The organism is Janthinobacterium sp. BHSEK, from assembly GCF_056174685.1.
The window spans coordinates 61,316-81,575 of the sequence record NZ_JBWBYV010000049.1 but is presented as its reverse complement, the minus strand read 5'-3'; the positions used below and the strand labels follow the sequence as shown (position 1 = coordinate 81,575).

The window sequence follows — 20,260 nt, the reverse complement described above, 5'->3', positions numbered from 1 at the left end:
CAGCACCAGCGTGGTCACGCCATCGCGGGCCAGGTTCAACTGCACATCCATAAGCCATGCATCCTTCATCAAGATAGGTCATTCAAAAGTGATTGTTTACAGTTTGTAGTTCAAGGTCAGCATCAGGTTGCGCGGCGTGCCCACCAGGTTGCCGAAGACATCGGAATAGATGCTCTGGTAATAGTGCTTGTCGAGCGCATTGTTGACGTTCAGGCGCAGCTCGGTGCGGCTGTCGATCTGCCAGGCCGCGTTCAGGCCCACGATCGCATAGCGGCCCTGGCGCAGATGGTAGGTGCCGTCGCTCGACTCGGTCGCGCCCTGCCCGTACACCGACGCGCCCACGCGCCAGCCCTGCGCCGCGCCGGACAGACGGTAGCTGGTGGCCAGCTTGAGCTGCTGGCGCGGATAGCGGCTATTAAAGTCCTTGCCGATATTGGCCGGATCGCTGTCGCGCGTGAATTGCGCCTTCACATAAGTAAAACCGGCCGACAACTGCCAGTCGGGCGTCAGCGCGCCCGCCACGTCCAGCTCCACGCCTTCGCTGCGCACTTCGCCCGACGCGCGCTGGCAATAGCCCCAGGTGCTGCCGGGGCAGGGATTCGGACCGGCCAGGTCGTCCACGCCGCGGTTCTGCTGGCGGATCTGGAACACGGCCGCGCTGGCATTGAGGGCGCCGCCGAAGTATTCGCCCTTCACGCCCGCTTCATAGTTGGTGCCGCTGATCGGCTTCAATGGCTGCGCATTGGCATCGGTGGACGCCTGCGGCTGGAAGATCTCGGTCCAGCTGGCGTACACGGAATGCTGCTTGTCGAGGTCATACACGACACCGGCGTACGGCGTGAATTCGCGCGCCACCGAGTAGCCGGCATCGTCCTTGTACCAGCTCACGCGCCCGCCCAGCACCAGCGACAGCGGGTCGGCCAGGCGCAGGCGCGTGCCCGCATAGACGCCGCTTTGCTCGGTGATGCTGGCCGTACGCCACTGCGCGTAGTTGATGACGGGGCGCGCCACGCTGCCCGCATCCCAGTTGTACGGGTCGAGCACGGGCGCGGCCGCGCCCCAGCTGTACGGGGCCCAGCCGCCATAGCTGTTTTTCGAGGAACGGCGGTGGCTGGCGCCGACGGTCAGCTCGTGCTCGCGGCCGAACAGGTTGTAGCCGCCGCTGGCATACGCGTCATAGCTGGTGTTGGCCAGTTCGGCGCGGTAGCTTTGCGAATTGAAGCGCAGGGTGTCGCCCCGGCGGTTGATGCCGGAAAACGTCGTGTCGATCTCGGGCGTCTTGCGCGTGGCAGACAGCCTGGCCTTCCAGCCGTTGCCGAAGCGGTGTTCCAGTTCGGCGAAGACGGTTTTATCGGTCTGGCGCCACGCATCAAAATCGGTACCCAGGTAGGTGGAACGGGGCAAATTCAAAAAGCGGCCGTCGGCGGCCGTCACCACGCCCGTCGTCACGCCGTCGTTATCGGTCTTGCGGTAGTGGGCGCCCACCGTCAGCGTGGTATCGGGACGCAGGTCGGCCTCGATGACGCCGTACAGCTGGTGGTTGCGGCCATGCAGCACGTCGACAAAATCCTTCTTGTCCTGCACCGTGACGACGATGCGCCCGCGCAGGGTCTTCGCTGCGTTGAGCGCGTTGGCCGCATCGGCTTCCAGGCGGTAGTTGCTCCAGCTGCCGATGCTGGCCGAGAACGCGGCTTGCGGCGTGGCCGTCGGGCGCTTGCGCACCATGTTGATGGCCGCGCTGGGCGTGCCGCTGCCCGTGGTCAGGCCCGTGGCGCCGCGCACCACCTCGATGCGGTCGTAGATGGCCAGGTCGTCGTTGTCGCCATTGAAAGTGCCATTCGCGCCCAGGCTGGTGGGCAAGCCGTCGAGCAGGATGTTATCGACTGGAAAGCCGCGCGCGCTGAAACTGCCCGAATCGCCCGTAAAGTTGCCCTTTTGCATGACCAGACCCGTGATCGACTGCACGGCGTCGTCCAGGGTCGTGATGCCCAGGTCATCGATCTGCTGGCGCGTCAGCACGCTGACCGACTGCGGCGTCTCGCGCAGCGACAGGTTCAGCTTGGTTGCCGTATTGCTCACGCCCGTCGTATAGGAGCCGCTGCCTTCCGTCGTCGCATCGCGCCCCGCCGTGACGGACACGCCGAGCATGGTCTGCTCGGTCGCGGGAACGACAGGCGCGGCCTGCTGCGCCAGCGCCGGCAGGCTGGCGGCCAGACACAGGGCCGTCACGGCCAGCGCCAGCGGATGCCGCTGGGGACGATGCGATACGAAATTGACAAGATGCGAAACCTGTTGCATAAAAGATCCTGAAAAGTGGCGTCATGAGACGGTGAAAAACAGGCGCCCTACCTTGTAGGTGCCGCAAGACTGCAAAACGGGCAGCCGGATGGAAAAATATTTTTATCGAACGCTACGGCGCCGGCTCGACGCTGACCCAATAGCGCGTGCGGCTGCGGACCTGCACCGGCAGCGAGTTGGGCAGCATGTTCAAAATACGCTGGGTATCGGCCAGCGGGAACACGCCCGACAGGCGCAGCTGTGCCACTGCCGGCGCGCAGTCGATCACGCCGGGGCGGTAGCGGGCCAGGTCGGCCAGGAAATCGCCCAGGGTCACGTCGTCGACGATCAGCTGCCCGCGCGACCAGGCATGCGCATGCGCGCCGACGGCATGCGGCGCATCCGGCGCCTGGCGGGAAAAGGCCACGCCGCGCCCGGCCGCCAGCAGCAAGGGCGCGCCGCCGTCGCGGGGGCGGATTTCAACGGCGCTTTCCAACACGTCCACCGTGCTGTAGTCATCTTGCTGGCGCACGGTAAAGCGCGTTCCCAGCGCGCGCACCAGGCCTTCGCGCGTGGCCACCACCAAAGGTGCGGCGCTGCCGGCGCCGTGGCCGCTGGTGACGAGGATCTCGCCGGCCAGCAGTTCGATCAGGCGGCGGCTGGCGTCGAAACGCACGTTGACTGCCGATCCCGTATTCAGGCTGAGCACGCTGCCATCGTCCAGCACCACCTCGCGCCTCTCGCCCGTGGCCGTGCGGTAGTCGGCGCGCAGGGCGCGCATATCATCCCAGGCGCCCGTCTGCGCGGCCAGCATGCCGCCGCCGGCCGCCACGCCCAGCCACGCCAGCACCTGGCGCCGTTTGCCGTTGACGGCTTTGCGCTGCGTGCCGGCCAGCGCCTGCGCGGCCGCGCCGCGGTGCAAGCCGTTGAAGCGCCGCGACACCGCTTCGATATGCCGCCAGGCCCGTTCATGTTCCGGGTCGGCGGCGCGCCAGCGCTGCCAGGCGGCGTATTCCGCTTCACTGGCCTCACTAGACATCAGCACGGTCAGCCACTCGGCCGCCTGCTGCTGCACCTCCTCGCGGATGGCTGGCGGTGCCGCCGGCTCTGCCAACTTGCTCATGCCGGCAGCGAGAAAAACACCTGGCGGTTGGCGCGCGTCAGGTATTGCTTGACCGAGCTGGCCGATACGTTCAGGCGCGCGGCGATCTCGGCATAGCTGAGGCCTTCCAGCTGCGCCAGCAAGAACGCCGCGCGTACGGGTGCGGGCAAGCCGTCGAGGGCCTGGTCGATTTCCTGCAAGGCTTCCAGCGCCAGCAGCCGCTCCTCGGGCGCGGGCGCCGTCTCGGGCGGCAGGCAAGCGAGCGCTTCCAGATAAGCGTCCTCCAGCACTTGGCGGCGGTAGCGGTGCGCCACCAGGCGGCGCGCGACGGTGGCGAGAAAAGGCCGCGCTTCGCGGATCTGCGGCGCGGAAGCGGCCGTCAACACGCTGATGAAGGTGTCTTGCGCCAGGTCCGCCGCGTCGCCCGCATTGCCCAGCTTATGCCGCAGCCAGCCCTGCAGCCAGCCGTGATGGCTGCTGTAGAGCGCGTGCAGGTCTTGTTGCTGGGCAAAATCGGCGGCCGACATGGCATCCCTTTCCGGTCTGGCGCGGCGCGCCCCACGAATGTAAATAAGAATTATTCTCATTTTAACCGTGTTTTTGACTTTCATGCAATCGTGGCATTGGCAGAAATACCAACTCATTCAAAAGCCGGCCAACCGCCAGGCGCTGCTGCGCGGGACCGCCAGCCACCCGCGATAAGGTAAAATGACGGCCATCGTCCGGCTTGCGCCGCCCACTCCCAAGCTTTTCATTGCAGGTTCATCATGCTAGATAATCTCACCCAACGGCTTGCCAAAGTCGTCAAGACCATGCGCGGCGAGGCGCGCCTGACCGAAGCGAACACCGCCGACATGCTGCGCGAAGTGCGCCTGGCGCTGCTCGAAGCCGACGTCGCCCTGCCCGCCGTGCGCGAATTCATCGCCAAAGTCAAAGAAAAAGCCATGGGCGAGGATGTCATTTCCTCGCTCACGCCAGGCCAGGCCCTGGTGGGCGTGGTGCAGCGCGAGCTGGCCGCCCTGATGGGCGCCGACCTGGGACCGGAAGCGTCGCAGATCAGCTTTGCGCAGCAGCCGCCCGCCATCATCCTGATGGCCGGTCTGCAGGGTGTGGGTAAAACCACCACCGTCGGCAAGCTGGCGAAGTACCTGAAGGAAGAAAAGAAGAAGAAAGTGCTGACCGTCTCGGCCGACGTCTACCGCCCTGCCGCGATCGCCCAGCTGCAATCGGTCACCGCCCAGGTAGGCGCCGACTTCTTCCCGTCCGCCAGCACGGACAAGCCGGTCGATATCGCCCTGGCCGCGCTGGACTGGGCGAAAAAGCACTACCACGACGTGCTGATCATCGATACGGCGGGCCGCCTCGGTATCGACGAAGAGATGATGCGCGAAATCGCCGCCGTCCACGGCGCCGTGAAGCCGATCGAAACCCTGTTCGTCGTCGACGCCATGCTGGGCCAGGACGCCATCAACACGGCCAAGGCCTTCAACGACGCGCTGCCGCTGACCGGTATCGTGCTGACCAAGCTCGACGGCGACGCGCGCGGCGGTGCGGCCCTGTCCGTGCGCCACATCACGGGCAAGCCGATCAAGTTTGCCGGTGTCTCGGAAAAACTCGACGGCCTGGAAGCGTTCGACCCGACCCGCATGGCCAACCGCATCCTGGGCATGGGCGACATCCTCGCCCTGGTGGAAGAAGCGCGCAAGGGCGTCGACAGCAAGGCGGCGGCCGACCTGGCGCAAAAGATCAAGGTGGGCGGCAAGTTCGACATGAACGACTTCAAGGCGCAGCTGGGCCAGATGAAGAAAATGGGCGGCATGGCCAACCTGATGGACAAGCTGCCGGCCCAGTTCCAGCAGGCGGCAGGCGGCAAGAACATGGATCAGGCGGACAAGCAGGTGCGCCGCATGTGCGGCATCATCGACTCGATGACGCCGCAGGAACGCGCCAAGCCTGAACTGATCAAGGCCACGCGCAAGCGCCGCATCGCCGCCGGCGCCGGCGTGCAGGTGCAGGAAGTGAACCGCATGCTGACGCAATTCGAGCAAATGCAGACGATGATGAAGAAATTGTCGGGCGGCGGCATGATGAAGATGATGCGCTCCATGAAGGGCATGATGCCTGGCATGAGGTAAGGCTTCAAAATCCGCTGCGCGGGGCGCTTTGCGGCCGGCGATGCTCACCGTACTAAAGTACGGTTGCGCTTCTCGGCCACAAATCATCCCCGCTCGCTGTGATTTTGAAGGCCTTTTTTACGCCGCGTATCGAAAGTCGATAGATCAAAAAACACCGTTCCAAATAATGCCGGATTGCATTTTCATGTGTCCGGCATCCTTTCTTTCCTCCCCCGCAGCGCCCCTGCCCGCATAGCCAGCAACCATGCCATTTACGGGTAAAAACGCCGTTCTGCGCCCCCAAGCGGTGCGCCCGGGCGACAGGCACGGCATTTCCCTGCTTTTTCCTCGTGAAAACGTGAAAAACACTTGCATACAAGGTAAATCCACACCAATATTAGCCGTGCGATTAATTGCGCAATTTCCCATGTGTTTGTTAAGGAGGCTCGAAGATGGCAACAGCCAAAAAAACCCCAGTAGCAGCGCCAGCCAAAGCAGCAGCAGCCAAGCCTGCAGCCGCCAAGAAAGCAGCACCCGCAGCCAAGGCAGCAGCTAAACCAGCAGCGGCGAAGAAAGCGGCAGCACCGGCAACACCACGCAAGCCAAACGCAGCATTCATGAAAGCAATGACGCCATCGAAAGATCTGGCCGCCGTTGTTGGCGCAGCACCACTGCCGCGTACGGAAGTGACCAAAAAGGTATGGGATTACATCAAAAAACTCGATCTGCAAGATCCGGCCAACCGCCGCATGATCAATGCGGACGACAAGCTGAAAGCTGTTTTCGGCGGCAAAGCCCAAGTCTCCATGTTTGAAATGACGAAACTGATCTCCGATCATTTGAAATAATCAGATACGCACAGGGCGTTCCGCGCCGTGTGAGTGCCCCGCCGCATGACTGCGAGCGGGGCATTTTTTTTGCTGCGGGCGTCAACGATGTTGTAGGATGACGGTCTTTCAGACCGAATCCGACCTACGTCCTGACCCCAGCCTTCATTTAAATTCCCACTGCCTCCACGCGGCGCGCACGGCATTCGGATACTCGGCCCTGCCCCGGCTGCCGTTATACCGCCCCAGCGCCAGGTACAAGTCGCCCTTTTCCATATCCAGGTACATGCGCAGGATCGCGCAGCCATAGCGCAGATTCGTCTGCATGTGGAACAGCTTGCTGCGGTCATGGTCGCCGATGACGCCCGTCCAGAATGGCATCACCTGCATGTAGCCGCGCGCGCCGGCCAGCGAGACGGCATATTTGCGGTAGGCCGACTCCACCTGGATCAGGCCCAGCACCAGGGCCGGCTCCAGGCCCGCGCGGCGCGCTTCATACCAGACCGTTTCCAGGAATTCCGTGCGCAACTGGGCGTCCGGCAGCTTGCGCTGCAGACGCTGCGACATCTGCGCCAGCCATTGCTGGTAGCGCTGCAAGTCGGCGGGCGTGGCAAATCTGGGCTGCGGCGGGCGTTCGTCGCGGATCGCATGCGACAGGGCCAGGCGGACGGAGTCGGCCAGCGCCTCCTCCTTCTGGTTGCCGGCCTGCGCCGTGAAGGCGCAGGCCAGGCCGGCGGCCAGCGCGAGCGCGCCAGCCGCCTTGCTTACCGATAGGCGCTTCACTGCGCCATTTGGCCCTGGATGAAGGCGACGATCTCGTCCGGCGCCACGCCAGTGGCTTCCGCATCGCGGCGGCCCTGGTATTCCAGCTTGCCTTCTTTCAGGCCCCGCTCGCCGATGACGATGCGGTGCGGCACGCCAATCAGTTCCCAGTCAGCGAACATGGCGCCTGGGCGCAGGCCGCGGTCGTCGACGATGACGTCCACGCCAGCGCCTTGCAGGGCCGCGTACAGCTTCTCCGTCTCTTCCTTGACCAGTTCGCTGCGGTCCATGCCCATCGGGCACAGCACGACTTCGAACGGCGCGATCGACGCGGGCCAGATGATGCCCTTGTCATCGAAGTTCTGTTCGATGGCAGCGCCCAGGATGCGCGTCACGCCGATGCCGTAGCAACCCATCTGCAACGGCGCAGGCTTGCCGTTTTCGTCGAGGAAGGTGGCTTTCATGCTTTCCGAGTACGCCGTACCCAGCTGGAACACGTGGCCCACTTCGATGCCGCGCTCGATGGCCAGTGCACCCTGGCCGTCCGGCGACGCGTCGCCGGCGACGACATTGCGCAAGTCGGCCACGATGGCAGGCTCGGCCACGTCACGGCCCCAGTTGGCGCCCGTGTAGTGGAAACCGGCCTCATTCGCGCCGCAGACGAAGTCGCTCATGTGGGCGACCGTGCGGTCCGCCACCACGGTGACGGGCGCCTTCGTGCCGATCGGGCCCAGGTAGCCGGGGATGGTGCCGTAGACTTCCAGGATTTCCGCTTCCGTCGAGAAACGGTGACCGGCCAGGCCGGCAACCTTGCCCACCTTGATCTCGTTCAATTCATGGTCGCCGCGCAGCAGCAGCATGAAATGCTGTTGCGTGATTTTTTCGTCCTTGCCCGTCGTTTCCACCGTCAGGGCGATGGTTTTCACGGTGCGCGACAGCTCGATGCCCAGCAAGGCGGCCACGGTTTCGCACTTGACGGTGTCCGGCGTGGCCGTTTTGGTCAGCGCCTGGGTGGCGGCCGGGCGCTCGCCGGCTGGCGGCAGCGCTTCGGCCGCTTCCATGTTGGCGGCGTAGTCGGAGGTCGGGCAGTACACGAGCGCGTCTTCACCCGTGTGGGCGATGACGTGGAATTCGTGCGAACCGGAACCGCCGATGGCGCCGTTGTCGGCCGCCACGGCGCGGAATTTCAGGCCGAAACGCGTGAAGATGCGCGTGTAGGCGTCGAACATGACTTTATACGACGCCTGCATGCCGGCCAGGTCGCGGTCGAACGAATACGCGTCCTTCATGGTGAATTCGCGGCCGCGCATCAGGCCGAAACGTGGGCGGCGCTCGTCGCGGAACTTGGTCTGGATGTGATAAAAATTCAACGGCAACTGGCGGTAGGACTTGATTTCCGTGCGCACGACGTCCGTGATGACTTCTTCCGACGTGGGCTGGATCGCGTATTCGCGGCCGTGGCGGTCTTTCACGCGCATCAGTTCGTCGCCCATCTTGGTCCAGCGGCCCGTCTCCTGCCACAGTTCGGCCGGCTGCACGAGCGGCATCAGCAGTTCGATGCCGGCGGCTTTGTTCATCTCGTCACGGATGATGGCTTCCACCTTGCGGATCACGCGCAAGCCCATCGGCATGTAGGTATAGATGCCGGAACCGAGGCGTTTGATCATGCCTGCACGCATCATCAATTGGTGGCTGACGATTTCCGCGTCAGAAGGTGCATCTTTAAGTGTGGAAATAAAAAAACGGGAGGCGCGCATAACGGTGAATTCTTTTTAAAAAGAGAGGGTTATAATCAACCTAATTTTAAAGGATTAGCTGGCTGATGCGTCCATACTTTACACAAATGCGCTCAATTGGTGCGATTCCGGCGCTTTTCGCACCCCGAAAAGGTCACCGGCTTGCGAAGTTGTGGGTAATTATGTAAAAAAAGACGCACTGTCGCAGAAAGTTTGAGGTGCATTATGCTCGACCGTGAAGGGTTTCGGCCCAACGTCGGCATCATCCTGCTAAACGCCCAGAACGAGGTGTGGTGGGGCAAGCGGGTGCGCGAGCACTCATGGCAGTTTCCGCAAGGCGGTATCAAATATGGCGAAACACCGGAACAAGCCATGTTTCGCGAACTTGAAGAGGAAATCGGACTCAGACAGGAACACGTCAAAATTGTCGGCCGCACCCGCGACTGGCTGCGCTATGAAGTGCCAGACCACTTCATCAAGCGCGAGATTCGCGGCCATTACCGTGGCCAGAAGCAGATTTGGTTTCTGCTGAGAATGTGCGCGCGCGATAACGACGTCAATCTGCGCCTGACCGACCATCCCGAGTTCGACGCCTGGCGCTGGCATGAATACTGGGTCCCGCTCGATGTCGTCATTGAATTTAAACGCGATGTATACCAGCGCGCCTTGCAGGAGCTGTCCCGCTTCCTGACCTGGCCCGTGCATGGCAACGCACAGCAAGCGCACCGCCACACGTCGCGCTACCTGCGCCAGCCCCATGCGCCACGGGCACAGGACGGCGCGGCACTGGCCAAGCCTTGCGACGGCATTGCCGCCGAAGGGTGTACGCCGGAGCTGATCTTGCCGGGCAAGGAGTAGTCCGCCGCAATGAACGCACGCTCCCACGCAAAAGGGGCAGCCTGAACAGGCTGCCCCTTTTTTCATACCGGCAGGAAACTTCCCTGCCGGTCAGGCTGGCTTAGTTTGCTGCCGGCGCTGGCGCAGCAGCGGGAACGTCGAGCGTGATGGCTTTCAGGCCCAGGATATTGCTGCTGTAATGGCGGATCTTGTTGGCCAGGGCCGGGTCGTTGTTCAGCTTTTGACCGTACGACGGCACCATTTCCACCATCTTCGCTTGCCATTCCGGCGTGGCCAGACGGCTCTTGAAGGCCGTTTGCAGCACCTTGATCATGATCGGCGGCGCGGTCGAGGCGCCTGGCGAGGCACCCAGCAGGGCGACGATGCTGCCATCGGCGGCGCCGACGACTTCCGTGCCGAACTGCAGCAAACCGCCTTTGACGGGGTCATCCTTGACGATCTGCACGCGCTGGCCGGCGTTTTGCAGGGTCCAGTCTTCCATCTTGGCGTTTGGCAAGTATTCGCGCAGGGTCTTCAGGCGGTCTTCCGGCGTGTTCATGACCTGTTCCACCAGGTATTTCGTCAGCGGAATATTGTCGTAGCCGGCTTGCAGCATCGGTTTCACATTGCCCGTGCCGATCGAGGCAGGCAAGTCGATCCACGAGCCGTTTTTCAGGAACTTGGTCGAGAAGGTGGCGAACGGGCCAAACAGCAAGGCTTTCTTGCCATCGATGATGCGCGTGTCCAGATGCGGCACGGACATCGGCGGCGAACCGACGGACGCCTTGCCGTAGACCTTGGCCGCATGCGCCGCCACCAGTTCCGGATTGGTGGTCACCAGCCATTGGCCGCCCACCGGCACGCCGCCGTAGCCCTTGGCTTCAGGAATGCCCGACTTTTCCAGCAGCGGCAGCGAACCGCCGCCGGCGCCGATGAAGACGAACTTGGCGCGCATGGTTTTTTCCTTGCCAGCGGCCAGGTCTTTCACCGTCACGTTCCATACGCCGTCGGCGCCGCGCCGGATGTCTTCCACCTGGTGGCGCAGGTGCAGGACCATGCCGTGGCTGTCCGTCAGGTATTTCACCAGGCCGCGCGTGAGGTTGCCGAAATTGACGTCGGTACCGATCTCCATGCGCGTCGCGGCCACTTTCTGGCCCTTGTCGCGGCCTTGCATGACCAGCGGCGCCCATTGCTCGATCTGCGCCTGGTCTTCCGAGTACAGCATGCCCTTGAACAGGTTTTCCTTTTGCAGCGCGGCATAGCGCTTCTTCAAAAAGGCAATATTGTCGTCACCCCAGACAAAGGCCATGTGCGGCACGTTGTTGATGAAGGTTTGCGGCGCGCCCAGGTGCTTGTTAGCTACCTGATAAGCCCAGAATTGCTTGGAAATTTCGAATTGCTCATTGATGGCAACGGCTTTCTTGGTCTCGATGCTGCCATCGGCCGCTTCCGGCGTGTAGTTCAGTTCGGCAAACGCCGAGTGGCCCGTGCCTGCGTTGTTCATCGCGTCCGAGCTTTCGGCGGCCACGGAATCGAGGCGCTCGACCATTTCCATCGTCAGCGAGGGATCGAGTTCCTTGAGCATGCTGCCCAGGGTGGCGCTCATGGTGCCGGCGCCGATCAGCAGCACGTCGACCGGCTTTTCGGACGAGGCCGGAGGGGTCTTGTCACATGCCGCCAGGATCAGGCACGACATCAAAAGTAATAGCGATTTACGCATACGTAACTCCGTTTATGAATACTGAAGGATGATTCTTGCGCGCCACCGTGGCGGCACCATCGCTGTGTTGAATGAAAAACAGCCGGCCATCCGGAACGCCAGGGCGGCCGGACAGGTCAAGGTTGATGGTGATAGGCATGCTGCCGCGCTCCGGAATAAGCCAGGAGCAAGATCTGGTGGCAAAGGTGCGGGCAATGGAAGCACGCAATGGCAACAAAATCGCCGTCGTGTCCAGAGCAAATATCAAGAGCGGCGATTTTATCACCGTTATTTGGCGCCGCCGGGCCGTGGCGGTAGTGGATAATACTTACTGCAGGGTATTAAATTGCGGTGACTATCGGGTCATGCCAGCGGGTGCCAGACGGCAAAAAGGGCATCCCGATGCCTTGAATTGACGTACGCGGTACAATGCCGGCTGCCCTTTAGCCATAGTCCTTCAGCCATGTTCAACCCCTCTTCCGACGACGTGCGCCGTTTCTTTTGCGACACCTTGCGCAAGCACCGCGCCCATGAAATTCTCACGCCGATGGAAGCCATCGCGCTCGACTGGATCCTCGAACACCCCGAGTATGAAAACGAGCTCTCCGATGTCGAAGCGGCGCTGGCGCGCGATTACTCCGTTGAAGGGGGCCAGGCCAACCCGTTCCTGCACCTGTCCATGCATCTGTCGATCACGGAGCAGGTGCAGGTGGACCAGCCGCGCGGCATCCGCCCGGCCGTCCAGCAGCTGACCCAACGCCTCGATTCGGCCCATGCGGCCCAGCACGAAGTGATGGAATGCCTGGGCCAGATGATCTGGGCCTCGCAGCGCTCGGGCTTGCCGCCGGATACGGAAGCCTACATCGACTGCGTACGCCGCCGCTAACCGGGTCGCACTGCCCCCTTCATACGCTGAGGCAATACCTGTGCAGGCCCCTTTTCCAGCAATCCCAGCACCACCTGCAACGCCATGGCGATGGCGCCGACAATGAAGACCACGTCGCCGAAGGTGCGTATCCAGCGCAGGTTCTGCAACAAAGGCTGCTGCATGAAGCCTTCGCTGCGCGCATACCACAGGCCTTCCGTCACGCTGGCGTGGAACTGGATAATGCCAATCGGCAACAAGCTGGTAAAGATCATCAGCGCCAGGCCCCCGTTCAAGCCCCAGAACGCCCACTTCATCAACGCAGGGCTGAAGCGGTAGTCGGGCCGCAGGTAACGCAGCACCAGCAAGGTAAAGCCCAGCGCCAGGAAGCCGTACACGCCGAACAGCGCCGCATGCGCATGCACGGGAGTCGTGTTCAAGCCCTGGATGTAGTACAAGGCCACGGGCGGATTGATCATGAAGCCCAGCACGCCCGCGCCCAGCATGTTCCAGAAGGCGACGGCGACAAAGCACATCAGGGGCCAGCGCAATTGATCCATCCACGGCGCGCGCTCCTTCAGGCGCCAGTTTTCCCACGCTTCGTGGCCCAAGACGATCAGCGGCACCACTTCCAGCGCACTGAAGCTCGCGCCGATGGCCATCACGGGCGTGGTGGTGCCGGCAAAGTACAGGTGGTGGAAGGTGCCGGGTATGCCGCCGAGCATGAACAGCGAGGCCGACGCCAGGCTGGCCGTCGTGGCCATGCGCACCGACACCAGGCCCAGGGTCGAGAAGATGAAGGCCAGCGCCGTGGTGGCGAAGACTTCAAAGAAACCTTCCACCCACAGGTGCACCACCCACCAGCGCCAGTATTCCATCACCGATAAATGCGTGCGCTCGCCGTAGAACAGGCCGGCGCCGTAGAACAGGCCGATGGCGCCCACGGACGCGGTCAGCAGCGCCAGCAGGTTCCTGTCGCCGCCCGGCTGGCGCAGGGCCGGCACGACGCCGCGCAACATCAGCACGAGCCACAGCAGGATGCCGACGAATTTACCGATTTGCCACAGGCGTCCCAGGTCCACATATTCATAGCCCTGGTGGCCAAGCCAGAAATTCCATTCGGGCGGCATGACTTGCGCGATGGCCAGGTAATTGCCGATGAAGGAGCCGACGACCGCCGCGACCAGCGCCCAGAACAGCACGTCGACGCCCAGGCGCTGCCACCTGGGGTCCTTGCCGCCATTGATCAGCGGGGCGAGGAACAGGCCGGCGGCCAGGAAGCCTGTGGCGATCCAGAACAGCGCGGCCTGGATATGCCAGGTGCGCGTGAGCGCATACGGGAACCAGCGCGACACGTCGATGCCGTAGAACTGCTGCCCCTCCACCGTGTAGTGCGCCGTAAAGCCGCCGATGAAGACCTGGAAAATGAACAGCGCCACCACCAGGAACAGATATTTTCCCAGTCCCCGCTGCGAAGGCGTCAGCGCGAAAGTGGTGAGCGGATCGCGCGGACCGGCGGCCGGCAGCGCTTCGTCGTGGTCGCGCAAGAAGGCCCAGCCCCAGACGAGGAAGCCCACGCCGGCCAGCAGCACCACCACGCTGGCGACCGACCAGACGAGGTTTTCGCCGCTGGGCTGGTTGCCGATCAGCGGTTCGTGCGGCCAGTTGTTCGTATAGGTCACTTTCTGGCCCGGACGTTCGGTGGCGGCGGCCCACGCCGTCCAGAAGAAGAACTGCGTCATCTGCGCGCGCCGCGCGGCGCTGGGCAGGGTGTTTTCCTTCATGGCGAAATGCTCGCGGCTGGCGTGCAGCGCAGGCACGTCGGAGAACAGCTGGTCGTAATAGTGCGCCGTGCTGGCGATGGCTTGCACGCGGCGCGCCGACAGATGCAGCACTTGCGCATCATCGGTACGGTTGCCGCGGTATTCGAGTCTGAGCGCTTCGCGCAGCGCCGCCTGCGCGGGGCCGTCGAGCGCCGCGTACGCCTTGCCATGCTGCTCTTGCGCGGCCAGTTCCAGCCAGGCCGTCAGTTCGCGGTGCAGCCAGTCGGCCGTCCAGTCGGGCGCCTGGTAGGCGCCGTGGCCCCAGATGGAGCCCAGCTGCATGCCGCCCACGGATTGCCAGGCCGTCTGGCCGTCGAGGATGCCCTCGCGGTCGAACAGCTGCCGGCCATCCTGCGCCAGCACTTGCGCGGGAATGGGCGGCGCCTGGCGATACACTTCCGTGCCGTAGTAGCCGAGCAGCGAAAACGTCACGATCAGCACACCGATCAGGGTGAACCAGAGTTTTTTGTAGGGACCCATGGGTCTTTCCTTTGTCAGTGCACCACGGCCGGCGCAAAGCGCTCGAACAGGATATTGTTTTCAGTATGGATGTGCGCCATCAGATCCTCGCGGAAGGTGCGCAAGCCCGTGTACAGCGCGCGCCAGGTGGTGCAGGCGCCGGCTGGCGCGGTGATATCGTTCGTCATCGCCTCCATGGCGCGCAAGGCCACGCCATGGTCGTCGTGCTCCATGCGCATCACGTTGATGGGCGCACCGGCGCGGGGACCCTGGCCGCGCACGATCATGGGGAACAGCACGTCTTCTTCCTTGCGCATATGGCTTTCCAGTTCCTGCGCCATGGCCGACAGGTGTTCCGCCAGCCCGTGCGGACAGTCGGCGCGGTCGCCATGCACCTGCTCGACCTTGCGCGCCATGCGTATCAGCTCGGGCAGCTGCTCGCGGTGCACGGCGTGATAGCGCGCCAGGATGTGTTCCACCAGCTCGGCGGCCGGAGCGTCCTGCCAGTCACGCGCGCCGCTGGCGTCAATCCGTCCGGCCAGCACTTGCAGTTCCTTGACGATGGGCGCCGCGTCCACGCCGGCCGCTTCGGCCGCGGCGCGCAGGGTCTTGTTGCCGCCGCAGCAGAAATCGAGGCGGTGCGCATCGAACAGGCGCGTGGCGCCGGGGATGCGGCGGGCCAGCTGGCCCAGGGATAGGTCGATCATTTCCATAGCAGTTCCTTGATGATGAATGGGGGGTTGTTTTATTGGACGGCGCCCGCGTGGTAGACGCCGGGCACGGCTTCGCCCGTCACTTCCAGCACGCCCACGGCGCCCTTGCCGGCGCGCGACAGCGCATGGTCGACCAGCAGATAGCTGCCAGGATGCTGTACCTTGAGTTCGACGATGGTCGCGCCGCCCGGTGCGACGAGCGTGGTTTGCACGTCGTGTTTCGGGCTGCTGATCGAGCCTTCGCTGTACACCTTGTCGAAGATCTCGCCGATGATGTGGAACGATGAAATCTTGTTCGGGCCGCCGACGCCGAAATAGATGCGCACGGTCTCGCCGACTTTGGCCTGCAATTTGTGCGTCTTGCTCAGGGCGCCCACTTCGCCGTTGAAGACGTAGTAGTCGGGCAGCTCATTGGCCATTTTTTCCAGGTTCGCTTCCTGGTGCACGGGTGCGCCGTGCGGACGGCCCGTGTACATCTCGCCCTGCATCACGTAATACTCGCGGTCGACCTTCGACAAACCGCCTTCCGGTTCGACCAGGATCATGCCGTACATGCCGGCCGCGATATGCTGCGGCACCAGCGGCGTGGCGCAGTGGTAGACGAACAGGCCCGGATTGAGCGCCTTGAAGGTCACCGTCTTTTCCTGCCCCGGCGCCACCTGCGTGTGCTGTCCGCCGCCATGGCCGCCCGTCACCGCGTGCAGGTCGATCGAGTGAATCATCTTGCTGTCCCTGGCGTTGAACAGGGTCAGTTCCACCGTGTCGCCCACCTTCGCGCGCAGCATCGGGCCCGGCACTTGGCGGTTGAAGGTCCAATACGTAAAACTGGTGCCGTCATCGAGCTTGCCCGGCAGTTCCACCGTCTCCATGCGGTATTTCAGGGTTTGCGGCGCGCGCGCGCCGATGGCGGAAGGCACCTGCGCAGGATTGGCGGCCACGCTGACGGCCGATGGATCGGGGCCGCGCATTGGCGACGGCGCGGGCGTGTACAGGGCCAGCGCGGCGGCCTGGCTCGATTCGCCGGCAGCGCTGCCGGCACCGGCGGCCTTCGGCGCGCCGGCTTCGGCCAGCGAGGTGCCAGTCACTTCCAGCTTGCCTTCCATGCCGATCTGGCGGTGGCCGGGAATCGAGCAGTAATAGGTGAACGTGCCGGCGCGCGTGACCTTGAAGCGCACGGTGGTGCTGCCGCTGTTGGCGCTGAACTTGTTTGATGCCACGTTCAATTCCGGGATCAGCAGATCGTGCTCGGCGCCTTCGCCGCTTTTCAGCACCAGTTCGACCGTGTCGCCCACCTTGGCCGCCAGCACGGGGTTGACCTGGCCCTTGGCGTCGATGAACACCATTTTGCCGTCGACGATATTGGTTTGCAGTTCATAGCGCTTGAGCGCGGCGGCGGCAGAGGGTTTGCTGACAGCGGCCGCAGTGGCGGCGGCGCTGGCCGGCAGGCTCGCCTGGGCTTGCACGGACAGGGGCATGGCCAGTACGCAGACGGCGGCGGCAATGGCGCGGAGGGAGGGAGTCGTTTTCATCAGGCTTTCCTTGGTCTTGTATGCCGGTTCGGCACCCTTACCTAGGCAAACGGTGTGCCAGGAAAAACTTGTTTTAAATCAACGATTTGAAAAATGCACGGTCATCATGACCCTCTTTCACCGTGGTCCGTTGTACCCTGCATGGTACTTATGACCACCACCGCCATCCACCTGCTGCTGCTCACCGACCTGGTCGCCGACCTGCCCGTGGCCGTGCGCCTGCAGCGCCTGGTGGGCAGCCTGCGCGCGCACTTCGGCTGCGAGGCCGTGGCCTTGCTCAAGCTCGATGGCGAGCACCTGCGCCCCGTGGCGATGGCCGGCCTGGCCAGCGACGCGCTGGGACGCCGCTTCGCCGTCGCCGGCCATCCGCGCCTGGCCGCCATCCTGCAGCGGCGCGGCGTGCTGTGCTTCCATCACGACAGTTCCCTGCCCGATCCCTACGACGGCCTGATCGCCGAGCGGGCCGGCGAACCGCTGCCCGTGCACGACTGCATGGGCATGGCGCTGGACCTGGAGGGCGAGCGCTGGGGCGTGATCACGCTCGACGCGCTGCGGGTGGGCACCTTCGATACGCAGGCGCAGCGCGACTTGGGCGAGCTGGCCTGCGCCATCGAGGCGGCCGTGCGCGTCACGCGCCTGGAGACGGAAATCCGCGCCCTGCGCCTGTCGGGCGGCGCCATGCTGGCCGATGCGCAGGCCCCGCGCGAGGAACACGACTTCGTCGGCCAGAGCAGCGCCATCACGCATTTGCTGCACGAATTGCAGGTGGTCGCCGATTCCGAACTGCCCGTGCTGCTGCTGGGAGAGACGGGCGTCGGCAAGGAATTATGCGCGCACCGCCTGCACCGCCTGTCGCGCCGCGCCGGCAAGCCATTGATCCACGTCAATTGCGCGGCCTTGCCGGAATCGCTGGCCGAGAGCGAATTGTTCGGCCATGTGCGCGGCGCGTTTTCCGGCGCCGTCAGCGACCGGCCCGGGCGCTTCGAGGCGGCCGAAGGGGGCACCCTGTTTCTCGATGAAGTAGGAGAGCTGCCGCTGTCGATACAGGCCAAGCTGCTGCGCACCTTGCAAAATGGCGAAATCCAGCGCCTGGGCGCAGACCGGCCGCGCCGGGTCAACGTGCGCGTGATCGCCGCCACCAACCGCAGCCTGCGCGAGCATGTGCGCGACGGCTCGTTCCGGGCCGACCTGTACCACCGTTTATCCGTGTATCCCGTGCCGATTCCGCCGCTGCGCGAGCGGGGCAACGACGTGCTGCTGCTGGCCGGCGGTTTCCTGGAGCTGAACCGCGCGCGCCTGGGCTTGCGCAGCCTGCGCCTGTCGGCCGCGGCGGAAAACGCCCTGTGCCACTACCGCTGGCCGGGCAACGTGCGCGAACTGGAACATGTGATCAGCCGGGCCGCGCTGAAAGCCGTGATCCGCGGCGCGGACCGCAAGGACATCGTGACCCTGGAAACGGATATGCTCGACCTCGATGCGCTGGAAGCGCCGGCCAGTGCGGACGCGCTGCCGCCGGAGCCGGCCGCGTGCGGCACGCCGGCGGCGGCGCCGCTGTCCATGCATCAGATCGTGGAAGCGAGCCAGCGCCAGGCCATCCGGCAAGCGCTGGCGTTGCATCAGGATAACTGGGCCGCCGCGGCGCGCCAGTTGGGACTGGACGCCAGCAATCTGCACAAGCTGGCGCGCCGCGTCGGACTGAAAGCCTGAGCCGAACGCAAACTCAAACTCAGCGGTGGGTCACCAGGCTGCTCGGCAAGCTGTGCAGGTAGGCGGCCAGGTCCTTGATGTCCTGATTGCTCAGCGGTTTCACCTGGCCCGTCATGATGGCGTTGTTGCGGCCGTTGGCCTTGTCGCCCCGTTTATACGCCGTCAAGGCGTGTTCCAGGTAATCCCTGTGCTGGCCCGCCAGTTTCGGGTAGGACGGGTCGATGGGCGAACCGTAATCCTTGCCGTGGCAGGTGGCGCAGCTGTACTTTTCGGCCAGGGCCTTGCCCGTGTTGATATTGCCGGCGGCGCTGGCGGAAAACGAGACGGTGGCGCAAACGAGGGCGGCGAGTAGTGTTTTCATCATCTGGCTGGTCCTCAGTTCGGCTTGGCTTGTTGCGCATAGTACGCGGCGACATCGGCGATATCCTGGTCGGACAGGCTGCTGGCGATGCCCTTCATGCTGGGGTGCTTGCGGTCGCCCTTCTTGTAGGCTTGCAGCGCATTCTCGATATATTTTGCCGGCTGGCCGCCGATCATCGGCACCTGGAATACTTCAGGGAAGGTCGCCTTGTAACCGGGGATGCCGTGGCAGCCGATACACATTTCCACCTTGGCAGGGGCTGCCTTGGCGTTCCCTACAATGTCAGCCGCTGTGACGGCATTTGCTATGCCGGCAAGCACGAGAAGTGCAAATATTTTTTTCATAGTGGCAATGTGAACAAAGGTAATCGGAGAAACGCCAGAGCTGGTTTTTTTTGATTTTATGTGTTGACAATTAAGGTTGCCAATTAATCTGCTGCTTGCCGATTCTAGCCAAGATATTCTTGCAAGTCCACCTATAAAACCCGCATTGTCGGCAGGCAGGCACAGGCCGTCCGCGTGACGCTGGGCCACAGTTCTGTTTATACTCACCATTTCCCTACTTTGGCAGACCGCTCATGCAAGCACAGCACCCCCAGCAAGGCCAACGCTTCGAAGGTTCCGACAGCTATGTCGCCACCGCCGACCTGAAACTGGCCGTGAATGCGGCGCTGACCCTGCAACGCCCGCTGCTGATCAAGGGCGAGCCGGGCACGGGCAAGACCATGCTGGCCGAGGAAGTGGCCGCCGCGATGAACATGCCGCTGATGCAATGGCATATCAAATCGACCACCAAGGCGCAGCAGGGCCTGTACGAATACGACGCCGTGTCGCGCCTGCGCGATTCGCAGCTGGGCGACGAGCGCGTGCGCGACATCCAGAACTACATCGTCAAGGGCGTGCTGTGGCAGGCATTCACGGCGCCCGAACCGGTGGTGCTCCTGATCGACGAGATCGACAAGGCCGACATCGAATTCCCGAACGACCTGCTGCGCGAACTGGACCGCATGGAATTCTATGTCTACGAAACGCGTGAAATGGTCACGGCGCGCCACCGCCCGCTCGTCATCATCACCTCGAACAACGAGAAGGAATTGCCGGACGCCTTCCTGCGCCGCTGCTTCTTCCATTACATCAAATTCCCCGACAAGGACACGATGGAGCAGATCGTCGCCGTCCACTACCCGCAGCTGAAACAGGAATTGCTGGCGCAGGCGCTGCAAACCTTCTATGAGGTGCGCGACGTGCCGGGCCTGAAGAAAAAGCCGTCGACGTCGGAATTTCTCGACTGGCTCAAGCTCCTGCTGGCCGAGGATATCCCCGTTGACGCGCTGCGCAGCAAGGACAACAAGGCCGTCGTGCCGCCGCTGCACGGCGCGCTGCTGAAAAACGAGCAGGACGTGCACCTGTTCGAGCGCCTGATGTTCATGTCGCGCACCAACCGCTAAGG

The 20,260-nt window shown here is 63.5% G+C and carries 19 protein-coding genes; 7 read left to right on the top strand and 12 right to left on the bottom strand.

Annotated features, from left to right (window positions below):
* Positions 1 to 96: 96 nt before the first annotated feature.
* The 3 genes from AC0V2Y_RS17555 to AC0V2Y_RS17545 all read right to left on the bottom strand — a co-directional run bounded on the left by AC0V2Y_RS17555 (position 97) and on the right by AC0V2Y_RS17545 (position 3,906).
* Positions 97 to 2,298: a TonB-dependent siderophore receptor gene (locus tag AC0V2Y_RS17555; RefSeq protein WP_475416092.1), complete on the bottom strand. Its 2,202-nt coding sequence runs from the start codon at positions 2,296 to 2,298 to the stop codon at positions 97 to 99.
* A gap of 112 nt (positions 2,299 to 2,410) precedes the next feature.
* Positions 2,411 to 3,400, bottom strand: coding sequence for a FecR domain-containing protein (locus AC0V2Y_RS17550; protein ID WP_475416091.1), 990 nt, complete (start codon positions 3,398 to 3,400; stop codon positions 2,411 to 2,413).
* On the bottom strand, positions 3,397 to 3,906 hold the full coding sequence (locus AC0V2Y_RS17545) for a sigma-70 family RNA polymerase sigma factor (RefSeq protein WP_475416090.1): 510 nt from the start codon (positions 3,904 to 3,906) through the stop codon (positions 3,397 to 3,399). The genes AC0V2Y_RS17550 and AC0V2Y_RS17545 overlap by 4 nt, the downstream gene beginning before the upstream one ends.
* A gap of 240 nt (positions 3,907 to 4,146) precedes the next feature.
* Here AC0V2Y_RS17545 and ffh point away from each other — a divergent pair, with 240 nt between their 5' ends.
* Together ffh and AC0V2Y_RS17535 are read left to right on the top strand one after the other, a co-directional pair.
* Positions 4,147 to 5,514, top strand: coding sequence for a signal recognition particle protein (gene ffh, locus AC0V2Y_RS17540; protein WP_099401615.1), 1,368 nt, complete (start codon positions 4,147 to 4,149; stop codon positions 5,512 to 5,514).
* 431 nt (positions 5,515 to 5,945) lie between these two features.
* Positions 5,946 to 6,341, top strand: coding sequence for an SWIB/MDM2 domain-containing protein (locus AC0V2Y_RS17535; RefSeq protein WP_071650146.1), 396 nt, complete (start codon positions 5,946 to 5,948; stop codon positions 6,339 to 6,341).
* A gap of 144 nt (positions 6,342 to 6,485) precedes the next feature.
* Here the strand turns inward: AC0V2Y_RS17535 and AC0V2Y_RS17530 are convergent, their stop codons facing one another.
* Both AC0V2Y_RS17530 and AC0V2Y_RS17525 read right to left on the bottom strand, forming a co-directional pair.
* Positions 6,486 to 7,103, bottom strand: a complete 618-nt coding sequence (locus AC0V2Y_RS17530; protein WP_475416089.1) for a lytic transglycosylase domain-containing protein — start codon at positions 7,101 to 7,103, stop codon at positions 6,486 to 6,488.
* Complete coding sequence (locus tag AC0V2Y_RS17525; RefSeq protein WP_475416088.1) at positions 7,100 to 8,839, bottom strand: proline--tRNA ligase; 1,740 nt, start codon at positions 8,837 to 8,839, stop codon at positions 7,100 to 7,102. The genes AC0V2Y_RS17530 and AC0V2Y_RS17525 overlap by 4 nt, the downstream gene beginning before the upstream one ends.
* Positions 8,840 to 9,043: 204 nt before the next feature.
* Between AC0V2Y_RS17525 and AC0V2Y_RS17520 the strand changes: the two genes are divergently transcribed.
* Positions 9,044 to 9,676: an RNA pyrophosphohydrolase gene (locus AC0V2Y_RS17520; RefSeq protein ID WP_070218597.1), complete on the top strand. Its 633-nt coding sequence runs from the start codon at positions 9,044 to 9,046 to the stop codon at positions 9,674 to 9,676.
* Positions 9,677 to 9,776: 100 nt separating this feature from the next.
* Here the strand turns inward: AC0V2Y_RS17520 and mqo are convergent, their stop codons facing one another.
* Both mqo and AC0V2Y_RS17510 read right to left on the bottom strand, forming a co-directional pair.
* On the bottom strand, positions 9,777 to 11,375 hold the full coding sequence (gene mqo, locus AC0V2Y_RS17515) for a malate dehydrogenase (quinone) (RefSeq protein ID WP_230502080.1): 1,599 nt from the start codon (positions 11,373 to 11,375) through the stop codon (positions 9,777 to 9,779).
* Positions 11,368 to 11,514 carry a hypothetical protein gene (locus AC0V2Y_RS17510; protein ID WP_475416087.1) on the bottom strand — a complete coding sequence of 49 codons (147 nt, stop codon included), beginning with the start codon at positions 11,512 to 11,514 and terminating at the stop codon, positions 11,368 to 11,370. Before AC0V2Y_RS17510 ends, mqo begins: the two co-directional genes overlap by 8 nt.
* Between AC0V2Y_RS17510 and AC0V2Y_RS17505 the strand changes: the two genes are divergently transcribed.
* Together AC0V2Y_RS17505 and AC0V2Y_RS17500 are read left to right on the top strand one after the other, a co-directional pair.
* Entirely contained in the window at positions 11,513 to 11,770 is a 258-nt protein-coding gene (locus AC0V2Y_RS17505; RefSeq protein ID WP_475416086.1) for a hypothetical protein, read from the top strand. The two genes, AC0V2Y_RS17510 and AC0V2Y_RS17505, sit on opposite strands and share 2 nt — an antisense overlap.
* 47 nt (positions 11,771 to 11,817) lie before the next feature.
* Positions 11,818 to 12,240 (top strand): DUF1841 family protein, encoded by a 423-nt coding sequence (locus AC0V2Y_RS17500; RefSeq protein WP_034746547.1) that lies wholly within the window; start codon positions 11,818 to 11,820, stop codon positions 12,238 to 12,240.
* Here AC0V2Y_RS17500 and AC0V2Y_RS17495 read toward each other — a convergent pair.
* From AC0V2Y_RS17495 to nirK, 3 genes are read right to left on the bottom strand one after another with little or no spacing between them, the layout of a single operon-like run.
* On the bottom strand, positions 12,237 to 14,522 hold the full coding sequence (locus tag AC0V2Y_RS17495) for a nitric-oxide reductase large subunit (RefSeq protein ID WP_475416085.1): 2,286 nt from the start codon (positions 14,520 to 14,522) through the stop codon (positions 12,237 to 12,239). The genes AC0V2Y_RS17500 and AC0V2Y_RS17495 overlap by 4 nt on opposite strands.
* Positions 14,523 to 14,536: 14 nt before the next feature.
* On the bottom strand, positions 14,537 to 15,214 hold the full coding sequence (gene ytfE / locus AC0V2Y_RS17490) for an iron-sulfur cluster repair protein YtfE (RefSeq protein ID WP_475416084.1): 678 nt from the start codon (positions 15,212 to 15,214) through the stop codon (positions 14,537 to 14,539).
* A gap of 32 nt (positions 15,215 to 15,246) precedes the next feature.
* Positions 15,247 to 16,743, bottom strand: a complete 1,497-nt coding sequence (gene nirK, locus AC0V2Y_RS17485) for a copper-containing nitrite reductase (protein WP_475416083.1) — start codon at positions 16,741 to 16,743, stop codon at positions 15,247 to 15,249.
* Positions 16,744 to 16,893: 150 nt separating this feature from the next.
* Here nirK and norR point away from each other — a divergent pair, with 150 nt between their 5' ends.
* On the top strand, positions 16,894 to 18,450 hold the full coding sequence (gene norR, locus AC0V2Y_RS17480) for a nitric oxide reductase transcriptional regulator NorR (RefSeq protein WP_475416082.1): 1,557 nt from the start codon (positions 16,894 to 16,896) through the stop codon (positions 18,448 to 18,450).
* 19 nt (positions 18,451 to 18,469) lie between these two features.
* On the opposite strand, the gene AC0V2Y_RS17475 is transcribed toward norR, so the two are convergent.
* Positions 18,470 to 18,811, bottom strand: a complete 342-nt coding sequence (locus tag AC0V2Y_RS17475) for a c-type cytochrome (protein ID WP_070218614.1) — start codon at positions 18,809 to 18,811, stop codon at positions 18,470 to 18,472.
* A gap of 14 nt (positions 18,812 to 18,825) precedes the next feature.
* The gene (locus AC0V2Y_RS17470) at positions 18,826 to 19,155 is read right to left on the bottom strand and encodes a c-type cytochrome (RefSeq protein ID WP_046684254.1); all 330 of its coding nucleotides are present in this window, start codon (positions 19,153 to 19,155) and stop codon (positions 18,826 to 18,828) included.
* A gap of 233 nt (positions 19,156 to 19,388) precedes the next feature.
* Between AC0V2Y_RS17470 and AC0V2Y_RS17465 the strand changes: the two genes are divergently transcribed.
* Complete coding sequence (locus AC0V2Y_RS17465; RefSeq protein ID WP_475416081.1) at positions 19,389 to 20,258, top strand: AAA family ATPase; 870 nt, start codon at positions 19,389 to 19,391, stop codon at positions 20,256 to 20,258.
* Positions 20,259 to 20,260: the final 2 nt, after the last annotated feature.